The organism is Amaricoccus macauensis (assembly GCF_049800915.1).
GTDB classification, from domain to species: domain Bacteria; phylum Pseudomonadota; class Alphaproteobacteria; order Rhodobacterales; family Rhodobacteraceae; genus Amaricoccus; species Amaricoccus macauensis_A.
On sequence record NZ_JBNAFY010000010.1, the window covers coordinates 13,485 to 27,826 of the forward strand.

Consider the following 14,342-nt stretch of genomic DNA (forward strand, 5'->3'; position numbering starts at 1 on the left):
CTCACTTGGGAAAGAATTGATGCAGGTGATCGGCATGGGCCGTGAGGAAGTCCGTCAGGCGCGCATCCGCGGCCCTCTCGCTCTCGGCCTCGCCGATGGGCGTGATGAGCCGCACGATCCCGACGTCGCGCCGGCCGCGCAGGAGGCTGTCGGCGACGGTCTGGATCTTGGCCTCGAAATCATTGGCGATGCTGCGCCCCCGCCCCTCGAACCAGAAATAGACCAGCTGCTTGCTGAGCCCCTTCTGGATGATGGTGCGGTTGAGCCGGATGTCCCCGAACTGGGTGCCGGGCAGGGCGATGTCCACCGGCTCGATGCGGAAGACCTCCCAGCCGCCCGCCGGCAGGCAGGCCGCGGGCGAGTGGATATACCCGCCATCGGTTTCCTTGTGGTAATAGGCGGCGAAGAAATCGACCGGGGCTGCCGCGCCGGTGCCCGCCTGCACGAATTCCATCGTGGTGTAGTCATCGGCGCCGAGCGCGGCCTCGGTGGCCGGGTCCAGCGCCTTGCGGGTCCCGGACCAGCCCTGGGTCTCGCGCGGAAACTCCACGAAGGGCGCGCGATCGGGCACCACCATGGCGCGGGCGGGCGCGAGGATCCAGGCGGCGGAAACCCCCGCCGTCAGGAGCGTGAGCGCGATGAGCGCGGCCGAGGGCGCGATGTTCAGCACCCGGGCCAGCTCCCGGTTCAGCCCGGTGAAATCGAGCTCCAGCGCATCGCCCAGCGGGCGGCGGTCGCCCGAGAGGCGTTGCAGCCCCACGGCCATGAGAAAGAGGATCGCGATGCAGGAGAGAAAGATCACCCAGCCCTCGAAGACATGCAGGAAGCCTTCCGCCTGGGCGATGCCGTAGCGGTCGACCAGAATGCCGATGATGCCGATCCGCACCGAGTTCATCCCGATCGCCAGCGGCACCGCCGAGAGCAGCAGCACGATCTTGTGCCAGAGCGGCCCGCGGTAGAGCACCGCGAAGACATAGGTGAAGCTCATGATCGGGAACATGTAGCGCAGCCCCGAGCAGGCCTCGGCCACCAGCAGCTTGTAGACCCCGAGGTCGATGATGTTGCCGTCGAGATAGACCGGGATCTGCGCCATGCGCAGAAGCCAGACACCCACTTCCGAGGAGACGAACTGCAGCGCGATCGTCACGTCCCAGTAGATCATGTTCGGCAGCGGCAGCATGAAGACGAGGTGCAGCACCGAGGTCCAGAACAGGCATCCGCGCGCGAAGCCGAAGCCCGTGAGCACCAGCCCGCCGATCCAGAGGATGAGCGCGTAGGTCACGATATCGGGGATATCGACCAGATTGCCCGCGATGGCGAGGAGAAGGGCCGCACCCGCCAGGATCAGGCCGGGGCCGCGATCGGTGACGGGCCCGGTCGCGGGCGGCACCATCTTCAGCTCGCGCAGGAACATGTAGAAGGAAAGGACCGGGATGACGGGCCCGTGGCTGTATTCGGGCCGCGACCAGGCCTCGCCGAGATGCACCAGGCCGGACCAGAAGATCGGCAGCGCCCCCGCGCAGCAGAGCAGGAACAGCCCGAAGCCGCGCCAGTTCCGCGCGTGGGCCGTCTGAAACCCCTGGGCCCGTGGCCCGATGTCCGTCACTGAGCTCACAAGCCGCGCCTCGTACCCATGGTCCGCACGATACCGCGATACCGCCGGAAGTTGCGTTCGAAATTACGCGATGGCGCCCGCCAACACGAGAATCAATTGTTTAAAGGGTAAGCGTTTCCGGAACGTTCCGCCCCGGCCGCGGGCCCGTTCCGGGGCGCGGCATCGCTTGGGACTGCCCCGGTTTCGGAGTTCGGAACCTCAGAACTTGGAGCGCCAGCGTTTCAGCCGGGTCTTCCAGCGGTAGGCGGAGGTGGCGCGGTGGGCAAGCTCGGCCTCGCGCGCCTCCAGGAAGGATTGCGGCAGGGCGGGTTTCTCGACCTGGGGCTTCTTCTCGCCGGGCACGTAGCCGAAGCGCTCGAAATCCTCGGCATAGAGGTCGCAGAGCAGGTCGATATCGGCCTGGGAGGGCCGCGCCCAGTCCGGCGCCTCGGTCTTGGGCTTCTTGCGCTTGTTGGAATGCCCGATCATCCGGGGGCCGTCGGTATTGCCGGCCAGCTCGTCGAAATAGGGCACCATCGGGTCGAGCCCGAACTCGAGATGGAAGACCGCCGCGCCGTCGGGCACGAAATCGACCTGGGGGCGCATGTGGTTGTCGAGCGCGAAGGGATTTTCCTTCAGCATCCGCACCTGGGTCTTGAGCCAGTCGGAGAAGGGCGTCTCGGGCGGAACGGATTTCTCGACCTGGATCTGGAAGTGGTATCCGCTCTCGGTGCGCGCGATGGGGTGGCGCACCACGGTGAAGACCGCGTCGATCAGTTCGAGCGGCAGGAACATCTGCAGGCTCTTCCACTCGATATGCTGGGGCGAGGTCTGGCACCAGCGCTCGGGCTGCGGAATGAAGTTGAACCGCCGTTCGAGCATGGCCAGCGGGCCGAAGCGCTCGATCAGGTAATCTTCAACGGACGTTCCCCCCGTTTTCGGGATATGGGAAAAGTAGCAGGTTTTCCCGGCAGTCCTGAAGAAGGGCATGTAACGTTCCTCCGGGTGTTGTCTTGGTGTCCGCCGCGGCTTCAGTCGTAGCCGAACTTGCGCAGGACGGGTCCCAGTTCCTGTTCTATATACGCCAGGTGCTCGGGGTCGAGTTCCGTTTCCCACTGCCGGGACTTGCCGCTGCGCACATGTGACCTCTGGTCCACTTTCCCGCTGGCCTTGCCGGTGCGGCTTTCGGCCTCGAAGAGCTTCATCAGGTCCACGGCGAGGTCGAGCTCGGCCCCCTCGAAGCCCAGATGGGCGAAGATGTCGCGGTAGAGGTCGCGCTTGCCCGCGCCCATGAGCGCCTCGTAGGAGACCTCGAGCATCGCCGGGTTGGCCATGTCCCAGGCCTCGAGCGTGTCGCGGTAGTAGAAGATGAAATGGTCGATCTCCAGGAACAGCCCGGCATGCTTGTCGAGCCGGTTGAGCTTGTCCTGGTAGCTCTCGCCATTGTCGTCGAGCCGGTGCACCCACTCCTCGTGGGTCCATTTGTGGTAATGGTAGCCCGAGACGATCATGTCGCGCGGGTCGCGCATCACATGGGCGCCGCGATAGGGGCCGAGGGCGGCCAGATCCTGCTTTCCCTGCATGGAGAGGAAGAGCTTCGCCCGTTTCGAGGGCAGATCGGAATTGCCCACCCGCTCGAAGGGCAGGTTGAGCGCGAAGGCGAGCCCGCGCAGCACGGCATGGAAATAGGTCGTCATCGCCTTGTGATGGGTGGCGACGAAGAGCACCTCGGGGCGCGCACTCAGGGGCGAGGGCCGGATTGTGGTGCGAAGCCTGAAGGCGAGCATGCGCGGCACCAGGCCCCAGAAGGCCGGGTTGCGCACCAGCGCGCGGTTCTTCTTCCAGAAGGTCACGGCCTTCTGGCGCAGCCCCACTTCCTGGGGCGGCGTCGCGGGCGGGTTGAAGCCCGCGGGCGTCATGATGCGCGGGCGCCCAGTGATCTCCTGGGTGATCTCCTGGGCGCTCTCCCGGTCCGGGGCGTCCTGGCCTGTCATGTCCTGGCCCGCGGCCTGCGGGTCCGTGTCCTCGGGCGGGAGCCTTTCGGGTTCGGTCATGGCATGGAAATCCTGTCGCGGGGGCCTGTTGCCGGTGCCGGGGCGCTCCCGGAGCAGCACTCAGGCACGGCGATACGCCTCGACGACGAGCCGGGGCAGGAGGCGGAGGCAGCGCCAGTAGCGCGGACCCAGCCGCCGGGGCTCCCGCATCAGCCGCCAGACCCATTCGATGTTGAACTTGCGGAAGGTTTCCGGCGCGCGGCGGGCCTCGCCGGCGATGAAATCCACGCCGGCCCCGACGCTGATGATCCCCACTTCGGGGCAGGCCTCGGTCATCCGGCTGGCCAGGATCTCCTGGCGCGGCGCGCCGAGCGCCAGCAGCACCAGCCGGGCGCCGCTGTCGCGAACCTGGGCGATCAGGGCGTCGGCCTCGGCCCCCATGGGGTCGAAGGGGAAGGACGGCGAGTGTTCGAGCGCGCATTTCAGGTTGGGGAATTTCCGCTCCAGCTTGGCCCGGGCCCGTTCGAGCACGCCGGCGTTCGCGGCGCCGATCAGCGCGATGGGCACGCCATGCTGGGCCGCCGCGCCCACGCAGGGTTCGACAAGGTCCGAGCCCGCCACCCGTTCGATGCCGGGGTGGACCCGCCGGGCCAGCCAGGCCACCGGCTCGCCATCGGCGGTCACATGGGTGTGCCTGGCATAGGCGTCCCGGAATGCGTCCGAGTTCCGGAGCTGCACGGCATGATCGAGGTTGAGCGTTGCGATCGTGAAACCTTCCCCACGCGCCAGGCGATCCGAAACCAGGTGAAGGGCATCGGCTCGGGTGGGAAGGTTGACCCGCAGATTGTCCCCGAATTCGAGCCAGGGCAGGTCAGGGAAGGCCATGGGAGGATTGCCCTTTCGTGTCTTCGTCCCCTCTTCGCTCGAAGGCGGCGGAGATATCGAGACCGGTGGACCTGCCGGAAGCGCTTTTCGCGTGAACATACTCCAAAACCACAAGCAAGAGTGCAGGTATGATCGCCCCCCTCTTCGTCACGGAGGGATGGCGACGATCTCGTATCCGGCATACCGGATGCGTTCCGGTGCCGAAAGTCTTCCGGCACCTTATGATTTCAAATGGTAAATAGTCGTAACCAAATATCACATTCATGAAAGAAAAATGCGGATACCCGGCCGGGGGGGCCGGGTATCGCGATTCGGATCCGGGGCTTAGAGGCCGGTCTCGAATGTACGTCCGATCTCCACGAACAGCCGGTGGCTGGTGGCATCGTCGGGATCGTCCTGGCGGCGGGTGTAGCCATAGCCGACCTCGGCGGTGATCCGTTCCGTCAGGTCGTGGAAATAGCTCGCCGTGAGATTGGTCCGGTCGATATCCGGATCGTCGTCGTCGTCGAGGTTTTCCTGGTGGGCATAGCCCAGGTCGAGGCGGACCCGCGAGATGTCGTTGATCTCATGCACCACGCCGAAGGCCGCGCCGGTGACCCGCACCTCGTTGGCGCCGCCACTGGCCGCGCCGGTGTAGCGGTTGTAGACGCGCGCGAAGAGCTGGCTGCGCTGCAACGCGTAGTTGGTGCGCAGGTTGAAGCTGAACCGCGGGTCGGGGGCAGCGGTGGTATAGCGGCCATCCGCGTTGATGGTGAAATCCGGCAGGATGTAGTTCACGTTGCCGCGGAGCACGATCCCGGAGTCCGATTCCGTCTGCTCGCCGAAATCCTCGCGCTCGCGGTCGGCATAGCCGACGCCGGCGGTGATCTCGAGCACTTCGCTCGGCTCGTAGATGATGCCGATATCGCCTTCGGCGATGTCCACTTCGGTCTCGGCATTGTTGTCGGCGCTGTAGCGGAAGTAGCTGCCGAAGAGGGCTGCCGAGAGCACCGGATTGATCCGGGCCGTCAGGAAGGCCTGGCCTTCCACCGTCTGGCGCGGCGTCAGGCCGCCCTCGTTGTCCTCGTAGTCGATATCCGTGCCGAGGAAGCGCATCCCGTAGGACATGGGCGCATCGGGGCCGATCTCGAAGCCGACATCCGCATCGTAGCGGATCTCTCGGGCATCGCCGAGATTTTCGAGCGTGTCGTCGATATCGTCCTCGATATCGTCGTCGTCGTTCTCCACCTGGCGGGTACGGGCGCTCACATCGGCGTCGAAGGCGAGATGCGGGCCTTCATCCTCGTAGAGGAGGTAGGCGCCGCTCGGGCTGGCGACCTGCCAGTCGAAATCCTCGTCGGCTTCCCAGAGCGCGCGCAGGCCGACATCGAAGCCGAGGCCGAGGATGCGGTCTTCCGTCTCCTGGAGGTAGTCCATCGCGAAGATCGTGTCGGCGAAATAGGTGTCGCCGGCAGAGGGATCATCGAGCTGGTAGTTGGAATCGTATTCGAACCGTTCGGAGATCGTGGCCGTCAGGGTCGATTGAGGTTCCTGCTGGGCGAAGGCGGCGGGCGTCCATGCGGTGCCCGCCATGAGCAGTGCGGCGAGGGGGCTGCGGCGCATACGCACGCCCTCACTCGAACAGGCGGCGTTCGGGAACCAGGATCACATCGCCTTCACGCAGCGTGATCATCGACTGGATCGACCCGCCGCGCTCGACGGCGCGGTAGTTGAAGAGGTAGAGCTTTTCCTGGCCGGACGAGTCGGTGCGGCGAAGCTGGATGCGCTTGGTGGCGGCGAAGCGGTCCGGGCCGCCGGCGAGCGCGATGGCCTGCAGGAGCGTGGTGCCGGTCTCGACCTCGTGGATGCCAGGTGCTGCGACCTCGCCCAGGACATAGACCGGGAAGGTCAGCCCGTCCTCGTCGACGGTGGTCACGGACACGAAGACGCTCGGGCGGACGGCGAAGTTCGAGGCGAGCCGGTCGGCGATGGTGCTCTCGATGGTGCCCACCGAGTTTCCTCCGGCCTGGACGGAACCGGCCAGCGGCACCGAGATGCGACCGTCGGGCAGGACCAGAACCTCACGGTTCAGCGTGTCGTCCTCGAGCACGGTGATGGCCAGCGTATCCCCGGGCTGGACGCGGTAGCCTGCGCTCTGCGCCAGAGCGAAGGGAGCGGAGAGCACCGCAAAAAGAATGGCACACAAAATCTGTCTCATCGAACCGCCCTTGTGATGGTTTGGGCGATCTTAGAACATGCAGAGGGCTTTGAGGAAAACCCCTAACCTGCCCGGGCTCCGGTTTGACGGGGATTTGGCCCCGGGATCGTAGTCATTCTGCAACAGATCAGGGCGTTTTTTTGCGCATTCCGGGCTCCCTGTCCGAGGGCCGTAAACATTTTCGGTAAACATTTACCGATGCTTCACCCTGCAGGGGATAGGCTTGCTGCCGATCCGAGTATTTCACGTCCGCTGGCGCAGGGAACAGGCGATGCTGGAGCGAATCCTCTATGTCAGCCGGGCCGCCACGGGCACGGAACTCTCCGACATTTCGGAAATCGCCCAGGCCGCACGCCTGCGCAATGCCGCCGGCGGGGTCCTGGGCGGGCTCTCGGGTGGTCTCGTCTTCATCGACGGCTGGATCGTCCAGGCGCTGGAGGGACCGGCCCCCGCCCTCTGCGCCACCTACACCCGCATCCTGAAGGATCCGCGCCACGTGCAGATCAGCCTGCGCGCCCGCGAGCGGATCTACTACCGGCAATTCGGCGCACCGGGTCTGATCCTGCGCAGCGGACCCAGCATCAGCCCCGCCATCCTCGCGCGCTTCGACTACCATTTCGGCTTCCCGGTCGAGGGCTTTCCCGCCGATGCGCTGCTCGAGTTCATGGCCGAGACCTGCCGCCCGGCCCTGCCCGCCGCTTCGGGGGCGGCCCAAGGTGCGGCCCCGGGTGCGGTTCCGGGTGCGGTTCCGGTGGAGATCCGGCGCGCGCCCTGATCCGCCGCGCCCTTTTCCCCGGCCGGGAATCGGCTATGGATGGCCCGCTTGGCAACATGGGCAGCACAAGGGGAGCCGCACGCCATGGACAGGGACGACGCTTCCGGCCCCGCCGTCCATCCTGTCGTCTCGGTGATCACACCGGTCTGGAATGCGGAACGCACGCTCGAGGAAACCGTGCGTTCGGTCCGGACCCAGAGTTTCACAGACTGGGAGCTTCTGCTCATCGATGACGGATCGAACGATGGCTCGCGGGCGCTGGCCGAGGAACTCGCGCGCGACGATCCCCGGCTCCGGCTGCTGGGCTGGGAGGAAAACCGCGGTGCGGCGGCGGCGCGCAATGCCGGGATCGCCGCGGCGAGGGGCCGCTTCGTGGCCTTTCTCGATGCCGACGATCTCTGGCGCCCGGAAAAGCTCGACGTCCAGCTCGAGTATATCGCGCGTACCGGCGCCACCTTCGTCTTTTCGGCCTATCAGCGCATGGACGAGCGGGGCCGCCCGCTCGGCCGGGTGGGCGTGCCCGCGCGGGTCGATCACGCGGGTCTCCTGCGCGGCAACGTGATCGGCTGTCTCACCGCGCTTTATGACGCGCGCCATTTCGGCCCCGTGGCGATGCCCGACCTGCGCCGGCGGCAGGATTACGGGCTCTGGCTCCGGCTGCTGGCGGATGGCGGCGCGGCCCACGGGATCGACACGGTTCTGGCCGATTACCGGGTGCGCAAACACTCGCTCTCGGGCAACAAGGCGCGCGCCATGGCCGCGACCTGGCGGCTCTACCGCGAGGCGGCGGGGCTGTCGCGGCCCCGCGCCGCCTGGTGCATCGCCTGCAATGCCGTGGGGGCCGCGCGCAAACGGCTGGGGGGGTGAGCGGTTTTCATGGAGAGGAAACGAGGGAATGCCCCGGATGTCGGCGCCGCGGTTTCAGGGGAGGTGTCGCCGTCCTAAACCACCGCGGCTGTCACGTAGACGAGGGCAAGGCAGATCACGAAATGTCCTCTGGATCAAATCTCGGCGGGGCATAACAGGTTCGGGTTAGAGGTGACTTTCCACGTCCATGCGCTGGTGGAGAATGCGGATTATCTCGAGGCGTGCGGAAGTCTCGCGGTAGTAGATCATGTGGCTGCCGGCGGGATATTTCAGGTAGCCTGATCGAACGGTGACGACCCGTCCTGTGGTTCGTCCTGCCGCCAGAGCAAGACAGGTATCCCGGATCTGGTCGATGTATCGTTCGGCCTGATCTCCGTCCCAGCGATGAACGGTGTAGTCCCAGATACCGTCGATGTCTGCCGCCGCACCGGGTGAGAAGACGAGAGATTTCACGTCGAGCAACGTTTCCGGTTCTTGAACTCTTCGAAGTCGAAGGGTTGTGGCTCACCGGACTGCTCGCCTTGTATCAAGGCATCCTGCAACGTTTTCACCTTGGCCTCGTGTTCCTCGAGCAGACGCAGGCCTGCCCGGATGACATCGCTGGCCGAGCCATAGCGGCCGGTCTCGACCTGCTCCGCGATGAAGGTGGAGAAGTGCGGGCCGAGAGAGACGGAGGTGTTCTGTGCCATGATCCGATCCTATACCAATCATTGGTACTTTCCAATGCTGGTCTCGAAACGGTTCCGCAGCGACTCGACCTTGTCCTCGAGCGTGCCCACGGCGCGGAGCTTCCGGACCCGGTGCCTGATCTCCATGGTGTGTCTGGGGATGGGGATGCGGCGGCCCGGCAGGGTTTCTTCGGCGGCCCGCGGCGGGCGGACCGGGGGCTGTTTCAGCCGCCCTGCGCAGGGGCGGGCGCGGGTGGCGTCGCAGGATCTGCGGCGCGCAGGCTCTCGATCTCCTCGAGCCGGGCGCGGGCGGCCTCCGCCTGGGGCAGGGGGCTTCCGGCGACCTCCGCTTCCAGCGCGCGGGCAAGGCCCGCTTCCGCCGCGTCCCAGTCCTCGAGCGCGAAGGCGGCTTCGGCGAAGTGATACTGCGCCTGGGCATTCTCCCTCAGCGCGGCGGCGGCCGGTTCGAGATAGATCCGCGCGGTTTCCGCATCGCCCTGAAGGAACAGGATCCAGCCATAGGTGTCCTGGAGCGGCGGCACGGCGATCCCCTCGAGGCCGCGCGCGACCTCCGCGGCCCGGGCGAGCCGCGCCGCGTCCTGCGCGCTCCTCCCGGAAGGATCGGCGGGAATGCCCGCGCTGAGCAGGCTCGCGAGATTGTTGGCCGCCACCAGGTTCTCGGGATCGGCGTCGTGAAGCGCCTCGTAGAGTTCCACGGCCCGCGGAATGTCGCCTTTCGCCTCGGCGAGGCTCGCCAGGGTGAGCTGCAGCGGTGCGGAAGCGCCCGCCGCCGCGATTCCCTCGCGGGCCACGGAGGCCGCATCGGCCTCGCGGCCCTGGGTCGAGAGCAGGATCACCAGCGCCTCATAGGGCCGGGCATCGGAGGGAATGGCGGTGATGGCCTCGCGGTAGAGCGCCTCGGCCTGCGCCTGCTCGCCTTCCGCCGCGCGCAGACCCGCGCGCAGCAGATGCGCGGGCAGGTTGGCCGGATTGTCCTGCAGCAGGGCGTCGAGGTGATCGCGCGCCGCCGCGGTTTGCCCGCGCGCGGCCCAGGCGCCGACCTGGCGGGCAAGCTCGGTTTCCGCGCCGCCCGCGCGGGCCATGCTCTCCACCAGTTCCGTCAGAAGGCCGGTCTCGTCGCGCGCCGCGAGGCTTTCCGCCTCCAGGCTGGTGGCAAGGGCCAGTTCCCGCGGCGTGCTGCCCGCCTGCAGCCGGTCCATGATCCGCACCGCCTCGGTCCAGTTCCGCTCGGAAATCGCGATCCGGCCCAGCATGTGGCGGATTTCCGGGTCCTCGGGGGCGCGGCGCAGCGCCTCGCGCAGGATGTCGCGCGCCGGGCCGGGCCGGTCCTCCTGCATCAGGTAGGCGGCATAGCGCAGGCTTTCGGCCACGCCGTTCTGCGAGATCTGCACCGCCAGCGCCAGCCGTTCGCCCATCAGCTCCCGGCTGCCCGCCGCCTCGTGCGCGAGCGCCATGAGGGTCATGATCTCCGGGTCCTCGGGGGTCTCGATGAGCGCGAGCCGCAGATCGCGGATCGCGCCATCGGGGTCGCCTGTGTCGATCCGGGCCTGGGCGCGCAGCTTGAGCGCCCCGGCATGGCCCCGCTCCTCGGTCAGCACCGTCTCGATCAGCGCCGCACTTTCCGCGCCCGCGCCGGTTCCGGCCAGCATGCCCGCCAGCATCACCTGGGTCTCGCGGGTCTCCTCGGAGGCCTCCGCCCCCTCGAGCAGGGCGCGCAGCGCGGCGATTGCCGCCTCGGGGCGGCCTTCGGTGAAATCGATTCCGGCCCGCGCGCGGATGTAGGGGCCGGGGGCCTCCGTCTCCGCGATCAGGCGTTCGAGCTCGGCGATCGCGGCCTCCGGTCCCTGGAGCCCGTAGAGGAACTGCACCACCTCGAGGGCGGCGTCCGTGTCGCCCGGCGCCGCGCCCGCGCGCAGCACCGCCTCGGCTTCCTCTGCGTCGCCCGCCTGCAGGTGCCACTGGATCAGCGCGTCCCGCACGCCGTCATTCTCCGGGAAGAGCCCGACCATGCGCGCAAGCTCCGCGCCGATGGCGTCGATATCGCCGGTTTCCTCGAGGATCGAGAGCCGGGCGAGGTGCAGCCCCTCGTCCCCCGGCACGGCGTCGAGCGCGGCATCGACCCGGTCGAGCGCGCCCGCGATGTCCTCCGCGTTCAGCCGGTCCGCGATCAGGATCATGTGGGCGGCCACGACCTCCGGGGCCTCTTGCGTCACCGCCCGGGCCTCGGCCAGCGCGGCCGCGCGGTTCGTGCCGGCGCGGAAGTCGAGCGTTGCGCGCAGCGCGCGGGCCAGCGGATCGCCCGGCTCCAGCCGGAGGGCCTCGGAGACATGGATCTCCGCCTCGCCGTAATCCTGCAGCCCGATCAGGATCCGGGCCAGGCGCTGGTGGGCGGTGAAATCATGCGGCTCGATCTCCAGCACGCGCAGGTAATGCTTCGCCGCGCCCTGGGTGTCGTCCTGCGCCTCGAGGAGGGCGGCATACTGGTTCAGCGCCGGGGCATGGGCATTGTCGAGCCGGAAGACATTGCGGAACTCCAGGAGCGCGCGCGCGGTCTCGCCTTGTTCCACCAGCGCGAGCCCCCGCTGGTAGTGCTTCTCGGCCCGTTCCTCGGCGGTGTCGCAGCCCGCGAGCGCGAGCGTGGTGGCCATCAGGGCGGGCAGCAGAGGCAAGGGGCGGGGCAGGCGCATGCAAGGCTCCAGGTTTCGGCCGGTCGCGCGCCCCCGGGTTTGCGGGGCGTGGCACGGGGCCGGGCCATCTAGAGGCCAAAGCGCCAACAATCTGTAAACTCACATCCGCTTCAGGGCGGCGTGAAGCCGGGGGCACGGGGCGGCCGAGATATGGTGTGAATGTTGAGCAACCTCTCCGGTTGCCTTGCACGATCTGGCGCGTGACAGATCGTGCCGCGCAGCCCGTCCCGGGCGGCTGCGCGCATCCGCGCTTGCCACGGGCTGGCACGGCACGAATCCGGCGCAAAGGGAAATCCCGACCCCTCTCGGCTTCCGGGCATAGCCCTCAGGCCGACCGGATCGCGCGGCGTGCCCCCGGCACCCCGCCGACGCGATCCGGAAGCTCCGCCGCAACGTCTGTCAGCGCGGCTCCGCCGAACCTTTCTTCAGCGCAGCTCCGCCGCGACTTTCCTTAGCGCAGCTCCGCCGCGACCTTCTCCAGCGTCCGGGCGACCAGGTCCCGCGCGCGCTCCGGGCTTGCTGCCTCGGCATAGCAGCGCAGTTCCGGCGCATTGCCCGAGGGCCGCAGGTGCAGGATCTCGTCTCCCTCGAGCCCCATCCGCACCCCGTCGCTGGTGTCCGGTTCGCCCGCGGGCGCCAGCCCCAGCCCGGAGAGGAAGTCGCGCCGCGCCGTCTCTTCCGCCGCCAGCCCGGCCAGAAGCGGCCCGCTGCGGTCCTGGCCGATCTCCTTGAGCCGGTCGCTCGCGGTATAGCGCGCCGGAAGGCTCGCCACGAGTTCGGAGACCCGCAGGCCGCGTGTCTTCGCCGCCACCAGCGTGGCCAGAAGCGGCACCACCGCGTCGCGGGTGGGAAGCGCCGAGAGCACCGCGCCGCCTTCGTTCGTCACATCGCCGCCCAGAAGGAAGCCGCCATTGGCCTCGAAGCCCACTACGAGCCGCGCGCCCGCGGCCTCCAGCTCCTCCATGGCCGCGATCACGTAGGGCGAGCCGATGCGGGTGCGGGCGATATGCGCGAAGGCCCCCGTGCGCTCCAGCGCCGTGTTCGAGGAAATCGGCGTCGCCACCGCATCCGCGCCCAGGAACTGCGCGGTCAGAACCCCGAGAATGTCGCCGCGCAGGATCGTGCCCGCCTCGTCGGCCATCAGCGGCCGGTCGCCGTCGCCATCGGTGGAGACCATGGCATCGAGCCGCTCGGAGGCGGTCTTCTCGCGCGCCAGCGCCTCGTCCTCGGGCCGGACCGCCTCGGTGTCGATCGGGATGAACCCGTCGGTGCGCCCGAAAGCGATCACCTCCGCGCCGAGGCCCTCAAGGATCTCCGTCAGCACGTCGCGCCCCGCGGCCGAGTGCTGGTAGACGCCGATCCGGGTCCCTGCGAGCGCATCGGGTGCGAAGAACCCGGTGATCCGCTCGATATAGCGCCGCCGCGCCGCGTCATCCTCCGCCGGGGAGACCGGCGCGGGCAGGGGGGTGGGGGCATCCGCAAGCGCCGCGGTGATGCCCGCCTCGTCGGCCTTGGTGATCTCGCCGGTCGCGCGGTAGAACTTCAGCCCGTTGTAGTCGAAGGGAATGTGGCTGCCGGTCACCATCAGCGCGGGCAGCCCGCGGGCGGCACTTTCGAGCGCCAGCGCGGGCGTCGGCAGCACGCCGCATTGCACGCCCTGCACTCCCGCCGCCTCGGCCGCGGCCAGGACCTCGCCCGCGATCCGCTCCGAACTCGGCCTGAGATCACGCCCCACCAGAAGCGCCTCTGCGGGCGCGCCGTCGGTCTCGAGATGGCGCAGGAAGGCCGCCGTATAGGCGGTGACCAGCTCGCCGGTCATGTCGCTGACAAGGCCGCGCAATCCGCTTGTGCCAAATTTCATGCTGAAATGCTCCGGGGTTTCGGGGTGGGAACGGGAACCGTTCCGGCCATAGCACGCGCAAGCCCCGCCTGACGAGAAAAAGCCGCAATCTCCGGGCCTTCAACCTGCCTTCATGTTCGCCTTGTGTGCGGCAAGCGCCTCTTTCACATCGTCGAAATAGGTCGCCCGGCCGTTTTCCAGCACCAGGCCCGCATCGCAGTATTTGCGGATCGTGCTGCTGGAATGGGAGACCATCAGCATGCCGGCATCCTTCAGCCGGTTCTTGAACACCGAAAGCGACTTCTTCTTGAAGGCGGCATCGCCCACGGCGGTGATCTCGTCGACCAGATACCAGTCGAAGGCGATCCCCATGGACATGCCGAAGGCGATGCGCGCCTTCATGCCGGAGGAATAGGAGCGGATCGGCATGTCCATGAAATCGCCCAGTTCGGCGAAATCCTCCACATAGGCCACCAGCGCATCGGTATCGACACCGTAGACCCGGGCGGTGAAGCGCACGTTCTGCGCCCCTGTCAGATCGCCGCTGAAACTGCCCTTGAAACCCAGAGGCCAGGAGACCGAGGCATGGCGCAGGATGCGGCCCGAATCGGGCTTGGCGATGCCCGCCACCATGCCAAGCAGGGTCGACTTGCCCGCGCCGTTGCGCCCGAGCACGCCCACCTTGCGCCCCGCGGGCAGGGTCAGCGAGAAATTGTCGAGCAGCACCTTGCGCCGCGTGGTGGTGCGGTAGGCCTTGCAGACGTTCCGGAACTCGATCACGGGTCAGCCCTCACCTGACGGCTGCCTGCCGAAG

At 67.8% G+C, this 14,342-nt stretch carries 13 protein-coding genes; 2 read left to right on the forward strand and 11 right to left on the reverse strand.

Annotated features, from left to right (window positions below; genetic code table 11):
- Position 1: 1 nt before the first annotated feature.
- From xrtD to ACP15W_RS19655, 6 genes are all read right to left on the reverse strand, one after another.
- Entirely contained in the window at positions 2 to 1,615 is a 1,614-nt protein-coding gene (gene xrtD / locus ACP15W_RS19630) for a VPLPA-CTERM-specific exosortase XrtD (RefSeq protein WP_424934646.1), read from the reverse strand.
- 198 nt (positions 1,616 to 1,813) lie between these two features.
- Positions 1,814 to 2,584 carry a sulfotransferase family 2 domain-containing protein gene (locus tag ACP15W_RS19635; RefSeq protein ID WP_424934647.1) on the reverse strand — a complete coding sequence of 257 codons (771 nt, stop codon included), beginning with the start codon at positions 2,582 to 2,584 and terminating at the stop codon, positions 1,814 to 1,816.
- Positions 2,585 to 2,625: 41 nt separating this feature from the next.
- Positions 2,626 to 3,648, reverse strand: coding sequence for a sulfotransferase domain-containing protein (locus ACP15W_RS19640; RefSeq protein WP_424934648.1), 1,023 nt, complete (start codon positions 3,646 to 3,648; stop codon positions 2,626 to 2,628).
- Positions 3,649 to 3,708: 60 nt separating this feature from the next.
- On the reverse strand, positions 3,709 to 4,473 hold the full coding sequence (locus tag ACP15W_RS19645) for a WecB/TagA/CpsF family glycosyltransferase (protein ID WP_424934649.1): 765 nt from the start codon (positions 4,471 to 4,473) through the stop codon (positions 3,709 to 3,711).
- Between the two features lie 324 nt (positions 4,474 to 4,797).
- Positions 4,798 to 6,075, reverse strand: coding sequence for a hypothetical protein (locus tag ACP15W_RS19650; protein WP_424934650.1), 1,278 nt, complete (start codon positions 6,073 to 6,075; stop codon positions 4,798 to 4,800).
- A 10-nt stretch (positions 6,076 to 6,085) separates the two neighbouring features.
- Positions 6,086 to 6,670, reverse strand: coding sequence for a polysaccharide biosynthesis/export family protein (locus tag ACP15W_RS19655; RefSeq protein ID WP_424934651.1), 585 nt, complete (start codon positions 6,668 to 6,670; stop codon positions 6,086 to 6,088).
- Between the two features lie 271 nt (positions 6,671 to 6,941).
- Here ACP15W_RS19655 and ACP15W_RS19660 point away from each other — a divergent pair, with 271 nt between their 5' ends.
- Both ACP15W_RS19660 and ACP15W_RS19665 read left to right on the forward strand, forming a co-directional pair.
- A complete protein-coding gene (locus ACP15W_RS19660; protein ID WP_424934652.1) occupies positions 6,942 to 7,445 on the forward strand; it encodes a BLUF domain-containing protein in 504 nt (167 codons plus the stop codon).
- Between the two features lie 84 nt (positions 7,446 to 7,529).
- Entirely contained in the window at positions 7,530 to 8,312 is a 783-nt protein-coding gene (locus tag ACP15W_RS19665; protein WP_424934653.1) for a glycosyltransferase family 2 protein, read from the forward strand.
- A gap of 165 nt (positions 8,313 to 8,477) precedes the next feature.
- Here the strand turns inward: ACP15W_RS19665 and ACP15W_RS19670 are convergent, their stop codons facing one another.
- The 5 genes from ACP15W_RS19670 to ACP15W_RS19690 all read right to left on the reverse strand — a co-directional run bounded on the left by ACP15W_RS19670 (position 8,478) and on the right by ACP15W_RS19690 (position 14,308).
- Entirely contained in the window at positions 8,478 to 8,765 is a 288-nt protein-coding gene (locus ACP15W_RS19670) for a type II toxin-antitoxin system RelE/ParE family toxin (protein WP_424934654.1), read from the reverse strand.
- Positions 8,762 to 9,001, reverse strand: a complete 240-nt coding sequence (locus tag ACP15W_RS19675; protein ID WP_424934655.1) for a type II toxin-antitoxin system ParD family antitoxin — start codon at positions 8,999 to 9,001, stop codon at positions 8,762 to 8,764. The genes ACP15W_RS19670 and ACP15W_RS19675 overlap by 4 nt, the downstream gene beginning before the upstream one ends.
- Positions 9,002 to 9,204: 203 nt before the next feature.
- Positions 9,205 to 11,688 (reverse strand): tetratricopeptide repeat protein, encoded by a 2,484-nt coding sequence (locus tag ACP15W_RS19680; RefSeq protein WP_424934656.1) that lies wholly within the window; start codon positions 11,686 to 11,688, stop codon positions 9,205 to 9,207.
- Positions 11,689 to 12,139: 451 nt separating this feature from the next.
- Positions 12,140 to 13,549: a phosphomannomutase gene (locus ACP15W_RS19685; protein ID WP_424934657.1), complete on the reverse strand. Its 1,410-nt coding sequence runs from the start codon at positions 13,547 to 13,549 to the stop codon at positions 12,140 to 12,142.
- A gap of 99 nt (positions 13,550 to 13,648) precedes the next feature.
- Positions 13,649 to 14,308 (reverse strand): ABC transporter ATP-binding protein, encoded by a 660-nt coding sequence (locus ACP15W_RS19690; RefSeq protein ID WP_424934658.1) that lies wholly within the window; start codon positions 14,306 to 14,308, stop codon positions 13,649 to 13,651.
- Positions 14,309 to 14,342: the final 34 nt, after the last annotated feature.

Bases quoted from the DNA above. Each gene is read 5' to 3' on its own strand.
- ACP15W_RS19635 (WP_424934647.1), bottom strand. From the start codon at position 2,584: ATGCCCTTCTTCAGGACTGCCGGGAAAACCTGCTACTTTTCCCATATC.
- ACP15W_RS19640 (WP_424934648.1), bottom strand. From the start codon at position 3,648: ATGACCGAACCCGAAAGGCTCCCGCCCGAGGACACGGACCCGCAGGCC.
- ACP15W_RS19645 (WP_424934649.1), bottom strand. From the start codon at position 4,473: ATGGCCTTCCCTGACCTGCCCTGGCTCGAATTCGGGGACAATCTGCGG.
- ACP15W_RS19650 (WP_424934650.1), bottom strand. From the start codon at position 6,075: ATGCGCCGCAGCCCCCTCGCCGCACTGCTCATGGCGGGCACCGCATGG.
- ACP15W_RS19655 (WP_424934651.1), bottom strand. From the start codon at position 6,670: ATGAGACAGATTTTGTGTGCCATTCTTTTTGCGGTGCTCTCCGCTCCC.
- ACP15W_RS19660 (WP_424934652.1), top strand. From the start codon at position 6,942: ATGCTGGAGCGAATCCTCTATGTCAGCCGGGCCGCCACGGGCACGGAA.
- ACP15W_RS19665 (WP_424934653.1), top strand. From the start codon at position 7,530: ATGGACAGGGACGACGCTTCCGGCCCCGCCGTCCATCCTGTCGTCTCG.
- ACP15W_RS19675 (WP_424934655.1), bottom strand. From the start codon at position 9,001: ATGGCACAGAACACCTCCGTCTCTCTCGGCCCGCACTTCTCCACCTTC.
- ACP15W_RS19680 (WP_424934656.1), bottom strand. From the start codon at position 11,688: ATGCGCCTGCCCCGCCCCTTGCCTCTGCTGCCCGCCCTGATGGCCACC.
- ACP15W_RS19685 (WP_424934657.1), bottom strand. From the start codon at position 13,549: ATGAAATTTGGCACAAGCGGATTGCGCGGCCTTGTCAGCGACATGACC.